Annotated in this window: 16 protein-coding genes; 12 read left to right on the top strand and 4 right to left on the bottom strand. The window is 42.6% G+C overall.

Annotation, left to right across the window (positions count from 1 at the left end; genetic code table 11):
- Positions 1 to 156: 156 nt before the first annotated feature.
- The 3 genes from UYC_RS0133600 to UYC_RS0133590 all read right to left on the bottom strand — a co-directional run bounded on the left by UYC_RS0133600 (position 157) and on the right by UYC_RS0133590 (position 5,133).
- The gene (locus UYC_RS0133600; protein ID WP_016876770.1) at positions 157 to 1,140 is read right to left on the bottom strand and encodes an ABC transporter substrate-binding protein; all 984 of its coding nucleotides are present in this window, start codon (positions 1,138 to 1,140) and stop codon (positions 157 to 159) included.
- A 79-nt stretch (positions 1,141 to 1,219) separates the two neighbouring features.
- On the bottom strand, positions 1,220 to 3,955 hold the full coding sequence (locus UYC_RS0133595) for a TonB-dependent siderophore receptor (protein ID WP_016876769.1): 2,736 nt from the start codon (positions 3,953 to 3,955) through the stop codon (positions 1,220 to 1,222).
- A gap of 197 nt (positions 3,956 to 4,152) precedes the next feature.
- The gene (locus UYC_RS0133590) at positions 4,153 to 5,133 is read right to left on the bottom strand and encodes a helix-turn-helix transcriptional regulator (protein ID WP_016876768.1); all 981 of its coding nucleotides are present in this window, start codon (positions 5,131 to 5,133) and stop codon (positions 4,153 to 4,155) included.
- A gap of 161 nt (positions 5,134 to 5,294) precedes the next feature.
- Here UYC_RS0133590 and UYC_RS0133585 point away from each other — a divergent pair, with 161 nt between their 5' ends.
- The 7 genes from UYC_RS0133585 to UYC_RS0133560 all read left to right on the top strand — a co-directional run bounded on the left by UYC_RS0133585 (position 5,295) and on the right by UYC_RS0133560 (position 16,433).
- Complete coding sequence (locus UYC_RS0133585) at positions 5,295 to 6,260, top strand: threo-3-hydroxy-L-aspartate ammonia-lyase (protein WP_016876767.1); 966 nt, start codon at positions 5,295 to 5,297, stop codon at positions 6,258 to 6,260.
- Positions 6,261 to 6,349: 89 nt separating this feature from the next.
- Positions 6,350 to 6,898 (top strand): RNA 2'-phosphotransferase, encoded by a 549-nt coding sequence (locus UYC_RS0133580; protein ID WP_016876766.1) that lies wholly within the window; start codon positions 6,350 to 6,352, stop codon positions 6,896 to 6,898.
- 605 nt (positions 6,899 to 7,503) lie between these two features.
- Complete coding sequence (locus tag UYC_RS40105; protein ID WP_268744012.1) at positions 7,504 to 7,638, top strand: hypothetical protein; 135 nt, start codon at positions 7,504 to 7,506, stop codon at positions 7,636 to 7,638.
- A 740-nt stretch (positions 7,639 to 8,378) separates the two neighbouring features.
- Complete coding sequence (locus UYC_RS0133575; RefSeq protein WP_016876765.1) at positions 8,379 to 9,620, top strand: sedoheptulose 7-phosphate cyclase; 1,242 nt, start codon at positions 8,379 to 8,381, stop codon at positions 9,618 to 9,620.
- Positions 9,620 to 10,459: an O-methyltransferase gene (locus UYC_RS0133570; RefSeq protein ID WP_016876764.1), complete on the top strand. Its 840-nt coding sequence runs from the start codon at positions 9,620 to 9,622 to the stop codon at positions 10,457 to 10,459. The genes UYC_RS0133575 and UYC_RS0133570 overlap by 1 nt, the downstream gene beginning before the upstream one ends.
- Before the next feature lie 30 nt (positions 10,460 to 10,489).
- Positions 10,490 to 11,887 (top strand): ATP-grasp domain-containing protein, encoded by a 1,398-nt coding sequence (locus UYC_RS0133565; RefSeq protein ID WP_016876763.1) that lies wholly within the window; start codon positions 10,490 to 10,492, stop codon positions 11,885 to 11,887.
- A 496-nt stretch (positions 11,888 to 12,383) separates the two neighbouring features.
- Complete coding sequence (locus tag UYC_RS0133560; protein WP_016876762.1) at positions 12,384 to 16,433, top strand: non-ribosomal peptide synthetase; 4,050 nt, start codon at positions 12,384 to 12,386, stop codon at positions 16,431 to 16,433.
- A 75-nt stretch (positions 16,434 to 16,508) separates the two neighbouring features.
- Here UYC_RS0133560 and UYC_RS0133555 read toward each other — a convergent pair whose 3' ends face one another.
- Positions 16,509 to 16,721, bottom strand: coding sequence for a PEP-CTERM sorting domain-containing protein (locus tag UYC_RS0133555; protein WP_016876761.1), 213 nt, complete (start codon positions 16,719 to 16,721; stop codon positions 16,509 to 16,511).
- A gap of 957 nt (positions 16,722 to 17,678) precedes the next feature.
- Between UYC_RS0133555 and UYC_RS0133550 the strand changes: the two genes are divergently transcribed.
- The 5 genes from UYC_RS0133550 to UYC_RS0133530 form a co-directional block, all read left to right on the top strand.
- The gene (locus tag UYC_RS0133550; protein ID WP_235083013.1) at positions 17,679 to 18,251 is read left to right on the top strand and encodes an SRPBCC family protein; all 573 of its coding nucleotides are present in this window, start codon (positions 17,679 to 17,681) and stop codon (positions 18,249 to 18,251) included.
- Between the two features lie 93 nt (positions 18,252 to 18,344).
- Positions 18,345 to 19,514: a zinc-dependent alcohol dehydrogenase gene (locus UYC_RS0133545; RefSeq protein ID WP_026087612.1), complete on the top strand. Its 1,170-nt coding sequence runs from the start codon at positions 18,345 to 18,347 to the stop codon at positions 19,512 to 19,514.
- A 123-nt stretch (positions 19,515 to 19,637) separates the two neighbouring features.
- Positions 19,638 to 20,816, top strand: coding sequence for a zinc-dependent alcohol dehydrogenase (locus UYC_RS0133540; protein ID WP_026087611.1), 1,179 nt, complete (start codon positions 19,638 to 19,640; stop codon positions 20,814 to 20,816).
- Between the two features lie 54 nt (positions 20,817 to 20,870).
- The gene (locus tag UYC_RS0133535) at positions 20,871 to 21,434 is read left to right on the top strand and encodes a type 1 glutamine amidotransferase domain-containing protein (protein WP_016876757.1); all 564 of its coding nucleotides are present in this window, start codon (positions 20,871 to 20,873) and stop codon (positions 21,432 to 21,434) included.
- Between the two features lie 167 nt (positions 21,435 to 21,601).
- Positions 21,602 to 22,564, top strand: a 963-nt coding sequence (locus UYC_RS0133530; RefSeq protein ID WP_016879831.1) for a glycosyltransferase family 4 protein, incomplete at its 3' end; no start/stop codon positions are given.

The raw sequence follows: 22,564 nt of genomic DNA, 5'->3' as shown, positions 1-22,564 counted from the left end.
ACCGAGTTATGCACAGAGTATTTAATTTATTTAGGACTTACGCAAAATTCCTCTCAAAACCTCTTGACTCCGTGTTCACTGCGCCTCTGTGGTTGATTATTCCATAACTCGTGCGTAAGTCCTGTTATTAAGTAAATTTTTATAAAAATAGAAATTTCATACACTTTCTAGCAAATATTTAGGAAGCTCATCTAATAATTTATTTACTCCCAAAGGGCCATATACCCACCATAAATATGGATCTACTATGTGCGCTCGCTTATTTTTAACTGCTTTTAGTGAAGATAAAATGCCATTAAAACGAGATGATAACTGTTCTTTATTGCTATTTAAACTTACAAAAAATAGAATATCGGCATCAAATTTATCAATAACTTCAATATTAAATAAGACAGAATCATCAGGATTTAGAGGTTTATGCGGCATATCTAAACCAATATCACTGAAAATCTGAAAGTATATGATGTCGCCTCTTTGCAATTCAAAAGTATTGCCTCCTAAATATTCAAGAATAGAAACTTTCGATTTATATAGATTATTGTTTACTAATATTTTCTGTAATTCTTTAATTCGCTCTTGATATTGAAGGAGAATTTTTTCTGCTTTTTCTTCCCGACCTACTAGTTGAGCAATGAATCGAAGGTTATCCTTAAAAGAATGTCTAACTCTGTCAAATTCTATTGGTACTGTAGGGGCAATTTGTGATAGCAGTTTGTAATTGTTACTATCAAAGGGGTCGTTGAATGACAAAATTAAATCCGGTTTGAGACTGAGAATTTTCTCTAGAGAAGGTTGTCCTCCATTTCCAACTATCTCAATTCCTGCAAGCTCATCAGCAGACAAACCACGGAAATTTACATTTACTTGTTTGGCAAAGGTTACTGTACCCACTGGTTTGATACCAAGAGCCAACAATGGATCTACGATCCAGGCGTCCTCTAATGCAATAATGCGCTGCGGTTTTAAGGGAATACAGGTTTCACCTAATTGGTGTTGAATTACTCGACACTCAGAAGTGGCTAATTGTTTTTTTGAAATATTAGGTTTCTGAGTAATTGAGCTATAGCAAGCTGTAATTAAAAGGAAGGAAAAAGCTACTAAAAGAAATAACTTTTTCAATCTATGCGTTGGGTTTCTCATCAAGCTTGTTTTGAGGTAGTTAACAAAATTGAACTGTTTTATAGTGTGTTATTTAATTAAAGATTAACCACAAAGCCAGTTAAAACTCCCAACTGATAGAACCTATAATTGTAAAGGGTTCGGTTCTTTGAACATATGTCCTACTGAAGGCAAATGCAGCAGCGTCAATATCAAAGACATTACGCACATTAATCGCTGCATTAAAACCATCTCTCCGGTAATAAAGCGCCGCATCGGTACGGAAGTAATCGTCTAATTCAAACGAATTATCCAAATCACCTTGCCGCGCACCCACATAAAACAGCCCCAAACCAAATCCCAAACCTTTCAAATCGCCCTTCTGAATTTCATAGGTTGTCCAAAGACTGGCTTGATTCTCTGGCACGTTTGCCAATCGATTGCCAACCGGGAAAGCCTCATCTTCAGTAATTTCTGCATTGGTATAGGCGTAGGCAACTGTCACTTTCCATCCAGGCAAAATCTCACCTGTAATATCTAACTCAATTCCTCGGCTGCGTTGCTCCCCGGTTTGAATCGAACGTACAGGGTTAATGGGATCGGATGTGACAACGGTTGTGAGAACATTTGTCTTGGTGAGTTGGTAGGCTGCTAACGTTGCTGAAAGCCTGCCGTCTAGAAAATCGGTTTTAACACCAATTTCATATTGAGTTCCCCTCGTCGGATCAAATTTGACATCCGGATTCACATTATCAAATCCAGAGATAGGGTAAAAAGACCTAGTGTAGCTAGCATAGAGAGAAACTTCTTTGCTGGGCTGATATACTAAACCGACACGGGGGCTGAAGGCACCATCATTCTGTGTTGGAAAAACAACTACGTCTCCGCCTATATTGACATCTGCTTCAAAGTCAGTTGAAACCCAATCATAGCGACCACCGATCAGTAATTTTAGATTATCACTGAAAGCGATCTGATCCTGGAGGTAGATTCCATAAGAGCGTCTCACGAAATCAAAGTCAGAGAATGTACTACGTGTCGAAAATGTGGGCGTTGAGAGATTGTAATTTGGATTGCGGATATCTAGAGGAGGTAGAGTTGTATCGGCATTGATGCGATCGCCAACATTACTAAAGCGGTTAAAATCAAAACCCGCTAAAATCTGGTGAGAAATCGATCCGGTATTAAACTTCCCAAGCAAATCGATCTGTCCAAAATAGTTGTTTCTCTGAAATTGAGCTCTGGAAACATCGAATCCCTCCAAAAAGCGATCATCTGTGAGTGTAAAACCCGTAGCTCCATCTTCTGCAAAACTAGTCAGACTGACAGCAACATTATTCCGAATCTGCCAGCGATCGCTAAACTTGTGGTTGAGGATGTAGCCAAATTTTTGAGAGGTGGCATCGACCGACTGTAAACTAGGATAGTATGTGGCAAAGTTGCGGGGTGTTAAACTGCCATCGCTTAGAAACACAGCAGTAGAAAGACCAGCAGCAGGATCGGCAAAAAAGTGAGTGTACTCATAGTAAAGATCTAGATTTGTCCGATCTCCCAATTTAAAAGTGATGGAGGGTGCGATCGTTATCAGTCTTGTGTCGGAAAAACCTTGAAAATCACTTGAACCTTGATAGCTAGCAATCAACCGATAAAGCACTGTTTTATCAGTATTCAAAGGCCCTGATAAATCGATGCTGGGCTGATAAAATCCATAATTTCCTGCCTCAAACCCAAGCCTGTAATAAGGTTCACTCAGGGGTTGTTTTGTGACTGTGTTGACAATCCCACCCGGCTCCCCAGCTCCAAACAAAACTGAGGCTGGGCCTTTGAGAACTTCCACTCGCTCGATTGTTCCAATGGGCGTCAGAGTATAGAAATCACCATCTGGCAAACCATTTCGGAAATTTACAGTGCCTGAACCCGCCTGGTCAAATCCTCTGATAATTTTGAATGTAATCGGCGCACCACCATAGATTCTAGCACCACTAGCTACACCGCTGACTGTTTCCAACGCCTCAGTTACAGTTCTGACGTTGCGATCTTCTAGCACTTGTCGCGGCACTACCTGAATCGATTGGGGAATATCACGAATTGGCGTGTCAGTTCTGGTGGCAGTTGACGCATTTGCCACGTTATACCCATCTTGCTCTCCCGTTACCACTAACTCAATCGGCTCATCTGGCTGTGCTGCTGGTTCCTCTTGGGTTGGCACCTCACTTGTTGGCTGTTCTTCTGCTGGCGGTGTTTGGGGTGGCTGCGTTGCCACTTCCGCAGATGTTACCTCAAAAACCAGCCCTACATTATCATCAAATAACTCAACCGTGGGCAGTGCCTTCTCACCTACCACTGTCACTCGCACAGTTCTTGTGTCAATATTATTAACTACTATCTCAATAATTCCCGCAATTGGTTTGGAGGAACGGAATATAAAAACCTCCCCTGAAGGTAATTGCAACTGTGCGCCAGGTACATCGGCGATAAAATTGTTACCACTACTGCGATTGGTGACTTGCAGTTGCTCTCCAAGAGATGTTTCTAAAATCACCTCCACACCTTTGTCAGTAAGATTAGCTTTCACCCCTGTGATTTGTATAATTGTCGGTGTCGGTGTGGTTTGTGGTGTGGGTGACTGTACTAGTAATTGTTGAGCGCTGGTGATAGGAATTTCTAACTCACTCAGTTGGGGAACTTTGGAACCTGGCTCCTGTTGTAGAGTTGGAGAGGTGACATATGTGGATTTATTTTCTTCACCCTCTGATTTTTCCGCCCATCCAGGCTGAATAGCAACAATACTTAAAAATCCTGATAGACTAATTACCAGCCACAAACGAATATCGATATATAACTGCCAACCCTTCATAACAGCTCCTCAAAATAACTCCCACACTTGAAGCAAAATACAAAAATTCCTCAACCTGCTGAAAAAGCTGGCTTAGAAAAATTTGTTTACCTGGGATTATTGAAAATAGTTCTTATTTATTTGGTAAAACAGAGTATATAAAAGAGCTAGCAATTAAATCTACTCACAAAGGGTATCTCATCTACTCACAAAGGGCATTACGCTATTTTATTACCTGTTAAACACTGCCTGGGTGTGATGCAGAACCGACGCTTAAAGGCAGCAGCAAAGTGTCCTGGGTTAGAATAACCAACTTGATTAGCTACTTCGGTAACGGTAATATTTCCTTGTCGCAGTAACTTTTCTGCATACTCCATGCGTCTATCAGTTAGGTAGCCAAATACTGTTGTGCCAAAAAGTTCCGGAAATCCGCGTTTGAGGGTGCGAGGGCTTACCCCTACCATCGTGGCTAATTCTAATACTGATGGGGGATTTTCCAAACGAGAGAGTAGAATTTCCCTTGCGTGATGAAGTTGGGTGATGGTTTTAGACTTTAGGCGTGGTGGTGGCAACTTTTTATCATCTGCAATCAGTGGAGCTAGCTGTAATGCCATCAATTCCAACACCTTACCCTGTAAATATACCTGTTTTGTGATGCCAGAAAAGGGACAATTTATAATTTGCTGTGCTACTCCCTGGATTGCTGGAGTCGTTTTCAGATAAAGTAGCTTCTGCCAATCATTATCCCGTGCAAGCATTTTTAACTGAGGAAGTATTTCTCCATCTTCTCCAAAGAAAAAATTTGCCAACATTGAGGGTGGCATCAAAATTTGAACGCCTAAAATATGTTGAAATTTCTCAGTCTCCTCAGTCATTTGAGGTTGAATCCCACCACCAGAAATGAGTGTGTATCCTTCCCCAAACGTTCCGTAGTCGCTTTTCCTTTTTCCTGAAAGTAGAACATTAAAATGTAAGGGATGTTCGGCAACAGGTACTTGACAACGGACATCATCGTGATATTGCCAATCATCAATTGAAAGCCAGAGATTTGGATATACCTCAATCTCTCTGACACAGCCTTTGCCTAATTGTCTAGATATTTGAGAAATACTTTCAAATTTTTCTACATTTTGCAAGCTTTGATGTTCAGCTTCTTCGTGTAGCTCATCTTGTTCTTTCAGTGTTAAAGTAATGGTCATTGCTTGTGTTACGTCACTTTGGTATCTTAAACAGATGATAAAGTTTTTCAATTAAAAAGGGAATACTCATACGCGATCGCACACCATATTGCAAATATATCCGCTTTGTAGTTTCGGGATAAACTAATGTCTGCAATTTAATTTAGCAACGCCGATTGTCAATGTTAAAGCCTAACTCTGTTACTTTCGCCGACATCGAAACTGCTGGCAAGCGTCTTGCTAGTGTTGCTCACCGTACCCCGGTTCTCACCTCAACAACCGTCAACCAGCGTACCAATAGCCAAGTCTTTTTCAAGTGCGAAAATTTTCAACGCACGGGTTCTTTTAAACTTCGCGGCGCATACAATGCGCTTTTTCAACTACCAGAAGAACAAAAACAAAAAGGCGTTGTGACTTTTTCATCGGGGAATCATGCCCAAGCGATCGCTCTTTCTGGAAAATTATTAAATATTCCCACTACTATTGTCATGCCAGATGATGCCCCCACCGTTAAGCAAGCAGCTACTCGTGGTTACGGTGCTGAAGTAATTTTGTACAATCGCCAAAAAACAAATAGAGAAGAATTAGCCCAAACTTTAGCACAGGAAAGGGGTTTAACTATGATTCCCCCTTACGACCATCCTCATATAATAGCGGGGCAGGGTACAGCAGCCAAAGAACTAATTGAAGAAATTGGTGAACTAGACTTACTGTTAGTGTGTTGCGGGGGTGGAGGGTTACTTGCCGGTAGTGCGATCGCCGCCAAAGCCCTATTGCCCAATAGTAAAGTAATAGGAGTAGAACCGGAATGCGCCGACGATGCTACTCGTTCCTTTTACAGCAAAACTCTGCATATCGTAAATAATCCGGATACGATCGCTGATGGTGTGCGTACTCCCAGTTTGGGTACAATTACTTTTCCCTTGGTATTGCAATATGTAGATGAGATGGTGACGGTATCCGAGGAAGCAATTATTCGCACCATGTTCTTTTTGTGGGAACGTTTAAAAATAGTAGTGGAACCTACAGGAGCCTTAGCTGTAGCGGCACTACTTGAAGATGTAGTGAAGGCATCAAATGCGAAAATTGGTGTGATTATTAGCGGTGGGAATGTGGATTTGGTACAAGCCAGTAAATTGTTTTCTTAAGATCCGTCTCAAAGTATTGAACCTTTTGATGACACGATAACGTTGGATAATTTACAACGGGAGGTAGCAAACTGTACCCAAATGTTGGAATGGAAAATTCTCGCCTAGTCAAAATTAGCAAATACCTGAGCAAACACCTCCGCCACCAACCCGATCGCCTTGGTATTAAACTTGCTCCTGGTGGCTGGGTTGCGGTTGATGAATTATTAGCAGCTTGTCAAAAACATCAGTTTTCTATCACTCGCGCAGAACTAAATCAAGTTGTTGCCACCAATGATAAAAAACGCTTTTCTTTTGACTCCACAGGTACATTAATTCGTGCTAATCAAGGACACAGTGTCGAAGTTGATTTGCAACTAGAACCTATTGTTCCTCCTGATGTACTTTATCACGGCACAGGACACAAAGCTGTTGCATCAATTCTACAAACAGGACTTTGCAAAATGTCGCGCCACCACATCCATTTATCAGCGGATCTTGCTACAGCAAAAATTGTCGGTGCCAGACATGGAAAACCCGTGGTATTTGCCGTAAATGCGGCAGCAATGCATGAGGCAGGTTACACTTTCTACTGTTCTGAGAATGGTGTTTGGTTGGTGGATTGCGTGCCACCGGAGTATTTGCAACAGATTGGGTAGCGGATGAAAGAGAAACTTTTTTGCCAAAGCTAGCACGAGCTAAAGTTAATGCAACCATAGATAGATGACAGAAGAACTAATGTCTAAGTTATCAAGGTTAGCTCTAGTAAGTGAATAGTAGAAAAATCTTTGAGCAAAATTGCTTATTGACAAATGCTGCACAATATTAATTATTGACGAGCTATAAAATACCCTTTCCGAGCAAGGTTTTTCTCGAAAAAAATTTAAATGATTTGCAGTAGAAGTGTGTAGTTTTTAATCAAATTTTTGATATAGTAAACAGTTAGTAACATTTTTTAATAAATTTCTTTTTTTGGTCGCTCTTTACCTAACTGAAAGTGACGGGATTTTGTTTTGAAATTTTAAAAGCGTGCATATATAATTAGAGTCATCTTAGTTTTGACGACAGGCTTGACTCAAATCAACTAAAAGCTCATGGCGATCGCCTTATCGCTATTGTTAGCAAACACTCTTAGTTACTTACTTTTAGCCACATCAACTGTTTTAAGTTTCAAATATAGTTGCTAATCCAGGCTTTCAATCTACTGAATACTTAGTAGATTAGCTAACAATTTTTCTTATCCAGCTTCAAGGGTTCAAGAGTAATGTGCAAGCCATTAGATCCTAACTTAAACGTCAATCTCGGTTGCAATCTGAAGTGGAAGCCGGGAGATGGACAAGAAGAATATTTCTTTACCCCCGAAAATCTTAGGAGTAGAAGTCGGCAAGAAATTCTGTAAGCAAAATTTGCTCGGCGAAAAAATTTATTTCTCATATTTCATTCTCATGCTCTCTTGAGATAAGCCATCAATTGGTGTTTATGATGATGGTTTGATTCTTGGTGGAATAAAGATTAGGGTTTTGTCTTTTATTGATAAAACCTCAGTTGATGTTGCTTGTGATTGTATTTAATTACTTCTTCATCTGTCTAAAGAATGAAATTTAAACACGGTATAACTTACCAAATATTGCTGAAATTTTTGGTACACATTTGGTAAATTAATGTTATGTTTAGAAATGTAAAATTCAGGATACGCATTGAGCAATTTAGTTGATTGCTCTTAGTTTTTGCGAGCAATTTCCAACTCTCGTGAAAACTTATGCTTGCAGTTTTGCTTGGGAAGTATGGCTCCTTACTAGAGGAATAGTGTGAAATATATATGCACTTGAGAAGTAAAATAAGTTTTGGAATTTAGTCAAGACTTACACAATTACTACTGAGCTATACAGAACACAAAATTTGCTCTAACAAAGCTCTGGTTAAGTGTACGAATATATATCATGCCAACTTCTTAAGAGAAATACATAGTCCTGCTTGCTTTAACAATAGACTTTTTGTGAGAGCAGATGCAAGGTGGATTTAGGTTAGAATTGTGAGCCATAAATTCGCGAATGTAGAGAAGATAAATCTCTGTAGAACCCTCATAAATATTAGGGTTACAAGAAAGAGTTCGATTTTCAATTACTAAGGACAAAAATCATGAGTATCGTTCAGGCAAAGCTAGAAGCTACTGAATCTGCTTTTCATGTTGAAGGTTACGAAAAGATTGAATATAGCCTCGTTTATGTGGATGGAGTCTTCAATCTCCAAAATTCAGAACTTGCAGAGTGTTATAAAAACTTTGGGCGCTGTTTAGCTGTTGTAGATGCCAATGTTTATAACTTCTACAGCAGCAAAATGCAGGAATATTTCGAGTATTACGGCATTGAACTCACGGTTTTTCCGATTACTATCACCGAACCAAACAAGACTATTCACTCTTTCGAGAAAATAATAGATGCTTTTGCAGAGTTCAGGCTAGTTCGCAAAGAGCCTGTACTTGTGATTGGTGGCGGACTAATTACAGATGTAGCTGGTTTTGCTTGTTCAGCTTACCGTCGCAGTTCTAATTACATTCGCATTCCTACAACTCTCATCGGTTTGATTGATGCCAGTGTGGCTATCAAGGTTGCAGTGAATCATAAAAAGCTCAAAAACCGTCTTGGTGCATATCATGCTTCCAAAAAAGTATTACTTGACTTCTCCTTCCTGCGTACCTTACCCACAGATCAAGTACGCAATGGCATGGCAGAGCTAGTAAAAATTGCTGTGGTTGCGAACAAAGAAGTTTTTGAGTTGTTAGAGGAGCATGGAAAAGATTTGCTCGATACCCACTTTGGGCATCTTGACGCGACAGAAGAAATTAAGGAAGTAGCTCATAAACTTACCTACGAAGCAATCAAGACCATGCTAGAGTTAGAAGTCCCTAACTTGCATGAATTAGATCTTGATAGAGTCATTGCTTACGGTCATACTTGGAGTCCAACCTTAGAACTTGCACCCCGCGTACCCATCTTCCACGGTCATGCAGTTAATATAGATATGGCTTTATCTGCCACGATCGCTGCCAAAAGAGGTTATATCACAACCCAAGAACGCGATCGCATCCTGGGATTGATGAGCCGTTTAGGACTTGCCCTCGATCATCCCCTTCTAGATGAAGAACTGTTGTGGCGTGCTACCCAATCCATCACCTTAACAAGAGATGGTAAGCTACGTGCCGCCATGCCCAAACCGATTGGTTCTTGCTTGTTTGTCAATGACTTAACTCGTGAAGAATTAGCCACAGCTTTGGCTGAACACAGGCAACTGTGTACAACCTATCCCCGTGGTGGTGATGGCATAGATGTATATCCAGTCCAATATCAGCCAGAACCAGAACTTGTGGGGAGTGAAAAATAATGACTAATGTTGTAGAAAAACCCACCGCCAGACCTGTAACACCTGTAGGAATTCTGGCACAGCAGCTAGAAAGCATAGTCAAGAAACTCGATCAACTTCCAGACTTGCCTGCCGATGTTAAAGAAAACCTCAATCAGGCATGGTTATTGGCAGCAGGCTTAGATCCGTACTTAGAAGAATATACCACCGATGAATCACCTGCCCTAGCTGCTCTAGCACAGAAAACTGCCCATGAAGCTTGGACACAGCGCTTCAGTGAAGGAGCAACAGTACGTCAGCTAGAACAGGAAATGCTTTCCGGACACGTGGAAGGGCAAACCCTAAAAATGTTTCTTCACATGACGAAAGCAAAAAGAGTGCTAGAAATCGGTATGTTTACTGGTTATTCTGCACTGGCAATGGCAGAAGCACTACCAAGCGATGGAGAATTGGTAGCTTGTGAGGTAGATCCGTATACAGCAGAGTTTGCTCAAGCAGCATTTAGTCAATCTTCCCACGGGAGGAAAATTCGTGTCGAACTGGGTGTAGCCCTGGAAACCCTAGATAAATTGGCTGCGGCTGGAGAGACATTTGACTTTGTGTTCATAGACGCTGATAAGCGAGAATACGTGGAGTATTTTCACACCTTGTTGGATAAGAATTTGTTAGTTCCAGAAGGTTTTATCTGCGTAGACAACACCCTTCTACAAGGACAGGTATATCTTCCTGCCAAAGAACAAACTCCTAACGGTGTAGCAATTGCTGAATTTAACCGTATCGTTGCTGCCGACTCTCGTGTTGAACAAGTGCTATTACCTTTGCGTGATGGCTTGACTATTATTCGACGCTTACCTACCTAGTTCATCAACTTGCTTGAGCCTCACACGCCTATGGCACAATCGATTTCTTTAACGGAATCTCAAACCACAGTCAAACCTTTAGCGGTATGGGGCAAAATCAATGCTCTTCTCAAGAACCTTGGCACCTTGGTATTGCTCTTAGTTGCATTGCCAATTAACGCCACTATCGTTTTGGTATCTTTACTGTGGAATTTACTAGCTAAACCGTTTCAAAAAGAACAAACAGTAGCAGGTGATCGCAAGAATATCCTGATTAGCGGTGCCAAGATGACCAAAGCATTACAACTCGCCAGGTCATTCCATGCAGCCGGACATCGAGTTGTACTTCTAGAAACCCACAAGTACTGGTTATCCGGTCATCGCTTTTCCAAAGCCGTGGACAATTTTTATACAACTCCTGTACCACAGCGAGATCCCCAAGCCTACACCCAGGCTTTGATAGACATCATTGAGAAAGAAAATATTGATGTCTACATTCCAGTCACAAGTCCAATTGCCAGCTACTATGACTCACTGGCGAAACCAGTGTTATCCCAGTATTGCGAAGTCTTCCACTTCGATGCTGCCGTTACCCAAATGCTGGATGACAAATTTGCATTTAGCGAAAAAGCGCGATCGCTTGGGTTATCGGTTCCTAAATCATTCAAAATTACCTCTCCCGAACAAGTCCTAAATTTCGACTTTTCCCAGGAAACTCGCAAATATATCCTCAAGAGTATTCCCTACGACTCGGTTAGACGTTTAGATTTAACCAAACTTCCCTGCGACACACCTGAACAAACAGAAGCATTCGTCAGAAGTTTGCCAATAAGTGCCCAGAAGCCTTGGATTATGCAAGAGTTCATTCCTGGCAAAGAATTTTGCACCCATAGCACAGTTCGGGATGGAGAAATTAGACTGCACTGCTGTTGTGAATCTTCAGCTTTTCAAGTCAATTACGAACACGTAGAGCACCCCCAAATAAGTGAATGGATCGCCCGGTTTGTTAAAGGGCTGGGAATCACCGGACAAATTTCCTTTGACTTCATCCAAGCCGAAGATGGCAGCGTTTACGCAATTGAATGCAACCCCCGCACTCATTCTGCAATTACCACATTCCACGATCGCCCAGAAGTTGCACAAGCCTATCTTGGCAAAGAAGCGATGACAGAACCACTGCAACCACTGCCAAGCAGTAAACCGACTTACTGGCTGTATCACGAAGTTTGGCGATTGACTAGTATTCGTTCCTTGGCACAATTACGAACTTGGATTCGGAATATTTGGCGAGGCACTGATGCTATCTACAAATTGGACGATCCATTGCCATTTTTAATGTTGCATCACTGGCAAATTCCCTTGTTATTACTGAACAATTTGTGGCGGCTAAAAGGCTGGACAAGGATAGATTTTAATATCGGTAAACTCGTGGAATTAGGAGGAGATTAAACATAGGTTTGTAGTAAGCACTGAAGAGGTTGTTTGAAAAGTAGTTGACTGTGAGTTTCGGCACTTATTGATCCCCCCTAGCCCCCCTTAAAAAGGGGGGAACTGGAATAGAATCAAAGCCACCTTTTGGCTGTATAGCCTCCCTTAAAAGGGCTACAGTGTACACACAAATCTATTTTTTCTCATTACCATGCTCTGCATAGTGATGAAAACTGTGAGGTTCTGCCTCATGAAGAGGCGGAGCCTCAATCAATGCTTTTCCAGGCACCAGCCTGGAAAAGAGAAAAAAGAGAAAAGTTCCCCTTTTTAAGGGGGATTTAGGGAGATCTAAAACTTTTTACTACCACCAATAGGACTTTTAAAACACCCTCTAGATACTACGAGAAAATATGTATTGACTTATGTTTTTTTAGAGTCTTTGTGTTATTAAAAAACTGCAAAGACGTATTAGACGTGTTCGCAACTTTGTAAAAGGTAGAAATAAAAGCTTTCGCGTATGCAGACTACAGAAATAAATTTGGAATCTTCAACAGAATCAATAATAGAATTTCCCCTTTCTGAAACACAGCGTAAAGCTTGGTTTTTATCTAAGTTGGAATTGCAAGGTTGTACCGATAAAATAGCTTTTGCCATTCATTGGCGGCAGCAGGTGAATGTTGAGTGTCTCAAGCAGGCGTTTGAAATCGTTATTGCACGTCATCCGTCTTTGCATACTGCTTATAGAGATAAGCATGGTGAATTAGTACAACAAGTACTTGCCACTACAACAGCTGAAATAAATTTTGTTGATGCTTCAAATTGGAGTGAAGATAAATTAAAAGAAAAAATCTTAGACTCTAGCCAACATCCTTTTGATTTAGCAGTCGGTTCGGTTGTGCGAATGAGCTTATTTAGTCGCACGCCGACAACTCATGTTCTCTTGCTGGTAGTGCATTGTATAGCTAGTGATACATGGGGATTGTTATTACTTTTAGATGAACTTTTAACTTTATATCATCAACTAAAAAGCAATACAGCTATTAGTTTGTCATCACTCACCAGTTCCTACCAAGATTACGTAAAACAAGAAATTAATCTGCTCAATAGTCCCGAAGGTAAGCAGCTTGGGCATTATTGGCAGCAATACCTTGCAGGAGAATTACCCACTCTTGAACTGCCAAGTGCGCGATCGCGATCGCCCATAAGAAGCTACAAAGGTGCGTGCTATAAATTTAGTATTGCTCCAGACATTACTGATAAAGTCAGGTATTTGGCTATTACTGAAGACGTTGATTTGTCAACGGTTGTGCTGTCAGCTTTTCAATTAATGCTGTATCGTTATACAGCGACGGAAAATATTCTAGTAGGTTTATTACCGCAAAGATATCAATCTGAATTTAAAAATGTAGTTGGTAATTTTGCTAATTCAGCAGTTGTGAAACTGGCTATTTCAGGTGATGTGAGTTTCCAACGATATCTTAGCCAGATACAATTTGCTGTAGCAGAAACAATTGCTCATCAAGCATATCCATTTCCTCTTTTAGTCAGGCAGCTTCAACTTAATTCTCAACTAAGTCATCCTCCCATTTGTCAGGTAGGATTTGCTTATCATCATCTACATGAATTGAAAATTATCTCTAAGTTATTTGATGAAAACTTTGGAGAGTTAGAGTATTTTGAAATTCCCCGGCAAAGAACTGAATTCGATTTAAGTTTAGAAATACTGGAATCTCAAGAATCGCTCATTGGTTTTCTGTACTACAATAGTGACTTGCTAGATGCAGATACTATCGCTCGCGCTGCCGAACACTTACAAAATTTACTAGTAGCAATCATAGCTAATCCTCAACAGTTAGTTGCTCGACTGCCATTATTAAGCGATCGCGAAAAACATCAATTACTCGTAGAGTGGAATTCCACAAGCAAAGATTATGATTTGTCGCGATGTCTGCATGAATTATTTGAGGCTCAAGCAGAGAAAACTCCAGAGGCAATCGCACTCTCCTTTGAAGAAGAGAAACTCACATACCGCGAACTTAATTCTAGAGCAAATCAACTGGCACATTACTTGCAAAATCTGGGAGTTAAACCAGAGGTACTGGTAGGTATTTGTGTGGAACGCTCTCTAGAGATGGTAGTGGGGCTTTTAGGCATTCTCAAAGCAGGCGGAGCCTATGTACCAATAGATCCAGAGTATCCGCCAGAGCGTTTAGCTTATATGCTGGCTGATTCTCAGGTAAGTGTGTTGTTAACTCAACAGAAATTACTGGCTAGGCTACCCAATCATCAGGCAGAAATTATCTGTTTAGATCGAGACTGGGAGGAAATTTCCCAAGAACAAAATACTAACTTAACCAGTGGCGTCAAACCCGATAACTTAGCGTATGTAATTTACACTTCTGGCTCTACTGGCAAACCCAAGGGTGCAATGAATACCCATCAGGGAGTTTGCAATCGTTTGCTGTGGATGCAACAAGCATATCAACTAACTTCTACAGATAGAGTATTGCAAAAAACTCCATTTAGTTTTGATGTCTCCGTTTGGGAGTTCTTTTGGACTTTATTGAATGGCGCACGTTTGGTAATTGCGAAACCAAGAGGGCATCGAGATAGTACTTACTTAGTAAAGCTGATTATTCAAGAGCAAATAACCACTGTCCATTTTGTTCCTTCGATGTTGCAGGTGTTTCTAGATAGCCGTGATGTGAAACAATGCAGTAGCCTCAAACGAGTTATATGTAGCGGTGAAGCCTTACCATTAGATTTGCAAGCAAGATTTTTCCAGTGTTTGCAATGTGAATTACACAATCTTTATGGCCCCACAGAGGCAGCGATCGATGTCACTGCTTGGCAGTGTCAAAAACAGAGCCATCTAAAAACTATACCTATTGGTCGTCCCGTTGCCAATACGCAGATTTACATTCTTGACTCTCATCTCCAACCAGTACCTATTGGCGTTGTCGGCGAATTGCACATTGGGGGAGTTCAAGTTGCAAGAGGCTACCTCAATCGCCCAGATTTAACTCAGGAAAAATTTATTGCCAATCCATTTGGAAAGGCACAAGAAAGTCGTTTATATAAAACAGGAGACTTAGCTCGTTACTTAAGCGACGGCAACATAGAATATATTGGCAGAACTGACTATCAAGTAAAAATTCGTGGTTTACGAATAGAACTGGGGGAAATTGAAAACGCTTTATCCCAGCATTGCCAAGTGCGAGAAGCAGTAGTAATTGTTCGGTGCGATCGCCCAGGGGATAAGCAACTTGTAGCTTATATTACGACGGAACAAGAAAAACCTACTCCTGAAAGCCTGCGTGAATTCCTCAAACAGAAACTACCAGAATACATGGTGCCAGTGGCTTTCGTCATTCTCGAAGCACTGCCTTTGACTCCTAGTGGCAAACTAGATCGTCGTGCCTTGCCAAAACCAAATCTTTTTAGCTTTAGCCAAAGTCAAGGTTCTGTACTGCCGCGTAATGATACTGAAAGGGAACTGGCAAAAATTTGGTTAGATATTTTAACTATTCAATCAGTAGGTGTTCAAGATAACTTCTTTGAAATTGGTGGTACTTCTCTCTCAGCAATTTATTTAATAGCTGCAATTGAGCAGCAGTTTGGGAAAGAATTGCCCTTATCTGTGCTTTTGACTAATCCGACAATTGAGGAATTAGCCAAAGTTCTACATTTGAGTTCTGAGCAAACAAATAACTCACCCCTTATTCCCATCCAGCCAAAAGGCAACAAGCAACCATTTTTCTGTGTGCATCCAGCTGGTGGGCACGTTCTGTGTTATTTCAACCTGGCACGCTATTTAGGTACAGATCAACCTTTTTACGGATTGCAAGCTCAAGGTTTCAATGACGATGAAGAACCTTTGACAAGAGTTGAGGATATGGCAAGTACTTATGTAGAAGCCATCCGTCAGTTCCAACCTTATGGCCCTTATCAAATTGGTGGTTGGTCATTTGGGGGAATTGTAGCATACGAAATCGCCCAGCAGTTGCACAAACAAGGACAAGAAGTATCTTTGTTAGCAATACTAGATTCTTATGTACCCATTATTCTCGATCCAAATAAGAAGATTGATAATAAGTACTTGGTTGGAGTACTTTCTAGAGTATTTGGTGGAATGTTCGGTCAAGATAATCTTGTCACACCCCAAGAAATACAGCATTTGAGTGTTGAGGAACGACTGGATTACATCATCGAAAAAGCAAGAAAAGCCAAGATATTCCCGCCAGGAGTTGAACGCAGTAAAAATCGCCGGATTCTCGATGTATTAGTTGGTACTCTCAAAGCTACCTATTCCTATGTGCGACAACCGTATCCAGGAAAAGTTACTGTCTTTCGGGCGAGCGAGAAACATATTATGGCTCCCGATCCAACTTTAGTGTGGGTGGAATTACTATCGGTAATGGCAGTAAAGGATGTTAAAGTTGTAAAAATTCCAGGAAACCATTACACATTTATATTGGAACCTCATGTCAAAGTTCTCGCAGAACGCTTGAAAAGTTGCCTGAATAGTTCTTCTCAAAACCTTGAAAGTGATTCGGTTTTCCTTTGACACCAGTTTTTTTCAACCAAGAGCCACTATGGTGGCTCACCGTCTGTCTAGTACTTTTAGCAGTTACCCTGTTCCCTATTCCCTGCTAGATTTAGATTTTTGCTTTAGCTTCATCGACAAACCGATCGCACCAGCAAGTGCAGTACCTGCAATTGTCATAGGTTCAGGCACAGGTGTAGGAGCTTCTGTGTTTTGTTTTCTGGGTACGGGTTTCTTTGAATTACCAGGCGAATCTAGACTTAAAATCAGAACAAGGAGTGATACTGCTGCTGCTACTGCTATTCCCATAAGACTATCAAGCCCCTGTATAATTTATTATAGGCTTATCAATATAGTATGTATTTATTGATACTGTTCACTTTTTTACAGTATCTTTACCGTATTTTTATGTAGATTTACAGTAGCTTAAAAGGGAATGGGGAAGAGGATAAGGGGACGTGGGAACACGGAGAAAATGAGAACTACAAATCACATTTTTGCCCTTCTGCCCACCGAAGTTCAGAAGTAGAGTACCCTGTGCGATGGCGCTTTGAGTTCTCTGTTTCATCTGCTTTTTCACAAAAAAATCTGATACAAATACAGACCGTGTCTAGACGCGATATATCGCGTCTAGACAAAATTTGCGTGTATCGTAATTAACGTAAAAAGGTTAGGACTTACGCATTGACAGGAAATGGACTATGTGCATTCCATTAAAGGGAAGTGAAGCGGGATGAATCAGCATAGGTCAAAGCCTCATGCTGGGGAGCCTACTCCCAGTATACTTTGCCTAAAAGAAGACATTCTCGGCAAAGTTAAGCATCTAAAAATCCTTGAGTGAAATACTTGTCTAGTTATGTTCTAGAGTGGCAAAGCTAGCTAGAGCAAAAATTCAAACCTAGTAAATTCGTTATTATTGAAAATTTTGATTTACGTATTTACGTCTGTTTCAATCATTACAAACCTACTCTAGTTTATTTTGCCGTTCTAGGTTATGTTTGAATGTCTAGATTGCAATAGGTGACAGCTTCCTTAGCCTTACGCCAAGGTATAAGCGAGAACCAACTAACTTAACACCAATCTCATTCTTTAGTTAGAGGTTAGGTTTAGTTGAAAGCTTTAAGGTTCAGGTATTCATTTGTAGTAGTTAATTTTTTTAGTAGTCTAGAAGGCTGATACGAAGGGTAAATTTTTTCAAGAGACTTCTACATACCTCTCGCTAATAAGCTTTTATCCTACACTGTTCTCCGCTCCCAGTATTAGAGTTTGGACAAACAAATTTGTCCAAACTGCGATCAACAAAGCACCATACAGCAAGCACGGGAGACAATAGACATGAGCCAACCAATTAAAGTTGAAAAGACGGTAACGATTAACAAACCAGCAGAGGAACTCTACCGCTTTTGGCATAACTTTGGGAACTTGCCGCGCTTCATGAAGCATCTCAAAGACGTAAAAGTACACAATAATAAGCGAGAGTCCTCCGGACACGCTACGCGAACGCACTGGACGACCAGTGGGGTGTTAGGTGGAAGTGTTGAATGGGATGCAGACATCATTGAAGATCGGGAAAACGAATTGATTACTTGGGCTTCGGTTGAAGGTGCAGATGTTGATAACTCTGGTTCTGTCCGCTTCCAGCCAGCACCCGGCGATCGCGGTACTGAGGTAAAAGTTGTCACGAAATATAACCCGCCTGGTGGAGCAATTGGAGCTACCATTGCCAAACTCTTCGGCGAAGAACCAGAACAGCAAATCGGAGATGATTTACGCCGCTTCAAAATGCTGATGGAAGCAGGCGAGATTGCCACCACAGAGGGACAACCAAGAGGGAAATAGTCACTTGTCCTTTGTTTATTAGCTAACGACAAATGACTAAGGACTAATGAGAAGACTAACGACTAATAACTAATGATCTAAGGACTAATGACTATGAAAGCAGCTTGCTGGCATGGTGCTAACGATGTGCGGGCCGAAACAGTTCCCGATCCAAAAATTCTCAACCCGCGCGATGCCATCCTTAAAGTGACATCAACAACCATTTGTGGTTCTGACTTGCACCTCTACGATGGCTATATTCCGACGATGCAACCGGGTGACATTCTTGGTCACGAGTTTATGGGGGAAGTTGTTGAAATTGGTAGCGAAGTCAAGCAATTGCAAAAGGGCGATCGCGTGGCTGTCTCTTCCATGGTCGGCTGCGGCTCGTGTTTCTTCTGCCAACGGGATTTATGGTCACTATGCGATAATTCCAACCCCAACGCTTGGATGCAGGAGAAGGTGTTTGGCTTTGGTACGTCGGGAATTTATGGCTATTCCCATTTATTCGGTGGCTATGCCGGTGGCGATGCAGAATATGTTCGCGTGCCGTTCGCTGATTTCGGTGCGCTCAAACTTCCCCAAGACATTCCCGATGAAAAACTGCTGCCGATCACCGATGCCTTTCCCACCGGCTACATGGGAGCAGATTTATGTAATATTCAGCCTGGAGACATCGTAGCAGTCTGGGGTTGTGGCCCAGTCGGACAGTTCGCTATGGTCAGTGCCTATCTACTCGGTGCCGAGCGCGTGATTGGCATCGATCGCTTTCCCTACCGCTTGCAACTGGCTAAGGACTTCGCGAAAGCGGAAACGATCAATTATGAGGAAGTCGATGCGGGCGAAGCCCTGAAAGAAATGACAGGCGGGCGCGGTCCCGATGCTTGCATTGATGCCTGTGGCATGGAAGCCCATGGGATCGGGCTGGAAGGATTCTACGATGAAGCGAAGCAGGCAGTACGGCTGGAAACCGATCGCCCTCATGTGTTGCGGCAAATGATTCTGGCTTGTCGCAAGGGTGGCACTCTGTCGGTCATGGGCGTTTATGCTGGCTTCGTGGACAAGATGCCGATGGGCGCTTTTATGAACAAAGCCTTGACGCTCAAAACGGGACAAATGCACGGTCAAAAGTATATGCCTCGGTTGCTGGGTCACGTCATCGAAGGCGAAGTCGATCCATCTGCTGTATTCTCACATCGCCTCAGTCTAGAAGACGCACCACACGGCTTTGAGCTTTTCAAACACAAACAAGACAACTGCGTCAAAGTCTTACTCAAACCCTGATTTCAAGCAAATTTTGGGGTGCGGCAAGGTGCAAAGACGCTAAGGAAGCTTGTCATCTCTTACCCTTTGCGTCTAACGCTTCGCCTCTGGCTAATGCGCGAAATAAAAAAGGAGAACAACTCAATGAGAGCAGTTTGCTGGCACGGCGCTAACGAAGTGCGGGTTGAAACAGTACCCGAGCCAAAAATCATTAACCCGCGTGATGCGGTTGTTAAAATCACGTCAACGGCGATTTGCGGTTCTGATTTACATCTTTATGACGGTTACATCCCCACGATGCAAAAGGGCGATATCCTGGGTCATGAATTCATGGGGGAAGTCGTTGAGCTAGGCAGTGCTGTCAAGAATGTGAAGATAGGCGATCGCGTTGTCGTCCCCTTTACCATTTCCTGCGGTCAGTGTTTCTTTTGTCAAAAAGATTTGTGGTCGCTGTGCGATAACTCCAACCCCAACGCCTGGATACCGGAAAAACTCATGGGTCATTCTCCATCTGGTCTTTTCGGCTACTCCCATATGATGGGTGGCTATGCTGGAGGTCAAGCTGAATATGCCCGCGTTCCCTTTGCCGATGTCGGTTTATTCAAGATTCCTGATGGACTAACAGACGAACAAGTCCTGTTTCTGACGGATATCTTCCCCACTGGCTATATGGCAGCGGAAAACTGCGATATCCAGCCAGGAGATACTGTAGCGATCTGGGGCTGCGGTCCAGTCGGACAGTTTGCCATTAGAAGTGCATATATGCTAGGTGCCGAGCGCGTCATTGCGATCGATCGAGTTCCCGAACGCCTACAGATGGCGAAAGACGGCAAGGCAGAAGTCCTTAACTATGAGGAAGTCGAGGTGGGTGAAGCATTGAAAGAAATGACCGGTGGTCGCGGCCCCGATGCTTGCATGGATGCTGTGGGAATGGAAGCCCACGGTACGGGACCTGATGCGTTTTACGATCAGGTAAAGCAAGCCGTGCGTATGGAAACCGACCGACCCACTGCCCTAAGGCAAGTGATTGTTGCCTGTCGCAAAGGTGGCACTGTTTCAATTCCTGGTGTTTATGGCGGCTTTGTAGACAAGATACCGATGGGTGCTGCCATGAACAAAGCCTTAACATTTAAAACTGGACAAACGCACGTTCATAGGTACTTGCGCCCGTTACTTGAGCGCGTCCAAAATGGCGATATCGACCCATCTTTTGTAATCACTCACCGTTTACCGCTAGAACAAGCACCCCACGGCTACGAAATTTTTAAGCACAAGAAGGACAACTGTATCAAGATCGTGCTCAAGCCAGGTCAGGCTGCCTAAAACCCCACAAGAACACGAAAAAACCAAGTCTAGCCAACACTTTAGGAGGTAGAGATGACAGAAGAGCTCACAAATAAGAAAGTTGCCATTCTGGTTACAGATGGCTTTGAACAAGTTGAAATGGCTCAACCCAAGCAAGCCCTTGAGTCAGCAGGTGCTCAAACCCACATTATTTCACCTAAGAGCGATCGCGTTCAGGGCTGGAACTATTATGACAAAGGGGATTTTTTCCCGGTAGATGTCCCCCTCGATCAAGTAAATCCAGCCGACTATGATGCCCTCCTGCTTCCCGGTGGTGTTGCCAATCCAGATCAACTTCGGACTCAAGCTAAGGCGATCGAGTTTATAAAGTCCTTCTTCGATACTGACAAGCCGGTAGCGGTGATCTGCCACGGGCCTTGGACTCTGATCGAGGCAGATGTGGTGCGCGCACGAAGGCTCACCTCGTGGCCGTCGCTCAAGACCGATCTCCAGAACGCAGGTGCCCAGTGGGTAGATCAGGAAGTTGTAGTTGATAACAACCTCGTGTCGAGCCGCAAGCCAGACGACATCCCAGCCTTCAATCGGGAAATGATCGAGCTGTTCAGCCATGCAGGGCAGGTACGGCAGATGGTGTGAGGACTCGGAGCGTTAATCAGGAGGACAGGTATGGAACAAGTAGGGGGAGTACAGAATGTCTTTTCTCCCTCTGCCTCAAGAGCTTCCCCAGCCCCAGGTGCTTGCCACCATGCAAAGTTGGTTGCCAGACTACTAGGTCTAGTTGTATACATCTTGAGGAGAGCATTATGCGAATCGCTCAAGTTGCTCCATTGTGGGAACAAGTACCGCCTCCTGCTTATGGAGGAATTGAGTTGGTGGTTAGTCTCTTGGCTGAAGAACTCATTCGTCGTGGTCATGAAGTGACTCTATTTGCATCGGGTGATTCGAGTAGTTTTGCCAAGATAGAATCTGTTCACTCACAGGCATTGAGCTTAGACCCTACCGTTAAGGAACCAAGCGTTTACGAAACACTGCAGCTAATGCGAGTGTACGAACAGGCGCACAAGTTTGATGTCATTCACTCTCACGTTGGCTACCCTGCACTACCCTACGCCAGATTGGTGAAGGCACCGACCATTCATACGCTGCATGGCATCTTGACACCAGATAATGAAAAGGTGTTCAAGTATGCTCGCTTTCAGCCGTTTGTCAGCATTTCCAACGCGCAGCGAGAACCAAGAGTGGGACTCAATTACGTTGCCACTGTCTACAACGGCATTGATCCAATGACTTACAAGTTTTACCCGCAGGCAGAGTCGTCTCCCTATCTTGCATTTCTGGGTCGAATCTCACCTGAGAAGGGGGTGCATTTAGCGATCGAAATTGCTAAACGTTCGGGCTCGCACTTAAAGATAGCAGGTAAAGTCGATGTAGTTGATGTGGATTATTTCGTGCAACAGATCAAACCTCACATTGATGGAACGCAGATTGAATACCTGGGAGAAGCTAACCATGCTGAAAAGAGCCTCCTGATGGGAGGAGCAGTTGCGACTCTATTCCCGATTACCTGGCGTGAACCCTTTGGACTGGTGATGATTGAGTCGATGGTAACAGGTACACCTGTGATTGCTATGAATTTGGGCTCTACCTCTGAAGTGATTGTTCACGGTCAATACCTTCGCCAAATTTATGAAGTGGTAGAACAAGGATCGGCAGGGTGGATACGCCCTAAATTGGTAACTCTGTGGAAAATATTGGCAAGTAAAATT

The organism is Chlorogloeopsis fritschii PCC 6912, from assembly GCF_000317285.1.
GTDB lineage: Bacteria > Cyanobacteriota > Cyanobacteriia > Cyanobacteriales > Nostocaceae > Chlorogloeopsis > Chlorogloeopsis fritschii.
Note: the sequence above shows the minus strand (reverse complement) of the source record. Positions and strands in the feature narration are given on the sequence as shown.

Coding starts and splice junctions, on each gene's coding strand:
- UYC_RS0133595 (WP_016876769.1), bottom strand. CDS start 3,955: ATGAAGGGTTGGCAGTTATATATCGATATTCGTTTGTGGCTGGTAATT.
- UYC_RS0133535 (WP_016876757.1), top strand. CDS start 20,871: ATGACAGAAGAGCTCACAAATAAGAAAGTTGCCATTCTGGTTACAGAT.
- UYC_RS0133565 (WP_016876763.1), top strand. CDS start 10,490: ATGGCACAATCGATTTCTTTAACGGAATCTCAAACCACAGTCAAACCT.
- UYC_RS0133585 (WP_016876767.1), top strand. CDS start 5,295: ATGTTAAAGCCTAACTCTGTTACTTTCGCCGACATCGAAACTGCTGGC.
- UYC_RS0133545 (WP_026087612.1), top strand. CDS start 18,345: ATGAAAGCAGCTTGCTGGCATGGTGCTAACGATGTGCGGGCCGAAACA.
- UYC_RS0133580 (WP_016876766.1), top strand. CDS start 6,350: ATGGAAAATTCTCGCCTAGTCAAAATTAGCAAATACCTGAGCAAACAC.
- UYC_RS0133600 (WP_016876770.1), bottom strand. CDS start 1,140: ATGAGAAACCCAACGCATAGATTGAAAAAGTTATTTCTTTTAGTAGCT.
- UYC_RS0133570 (WP_016876764.1), top strand. CDS start 9,620: ATGACTAATGTTGTAGAAAAACCCACCGCCAGACCTGTAACACCTGTA.
- UYC_RS0133540 (WP_026087611.1), top strand. CDS start 19,638: ATGAGAGCAGTTTGCTGGCACGGCGCTAACGAAGTGCGGGTTGAAACA.
- UYC_RS0133555 (WP_016876761.1), bottom strand. CDS start 16,721: ATGGGAATAGCAGTAGCAGCAGCAGTATCACTCCTTGTTCTGATTTTA.
- UYC_RS0133575 (WP_016876765.1), top strand. CDS start 8,379: ATGAGTATCGTTCAGGCAAAGCTAGAAGCTACTGAATCTGCTTTTCAT.
- UYC_RS0133560 (WP_016876762.1), top strand. CDS start 12,384: ATGCAGACTACAGAAATAAATTTGGAATCTTCAACAGAATCAATAATA.
- UYC_RS0133590 (WP_016876768.1), bottom strand. CDS start 5,133: ATGACCATTACTTTAACACTGAAAGAACAAGATGAGCTACACGAAGAA.
- UYC_RS40105 (WP_268744012.1), top strand. CDS start 7,504: ATGTGCAAGCCATTAGATCCTAACTTAAACGTCAATCTCGGTTGCAAT.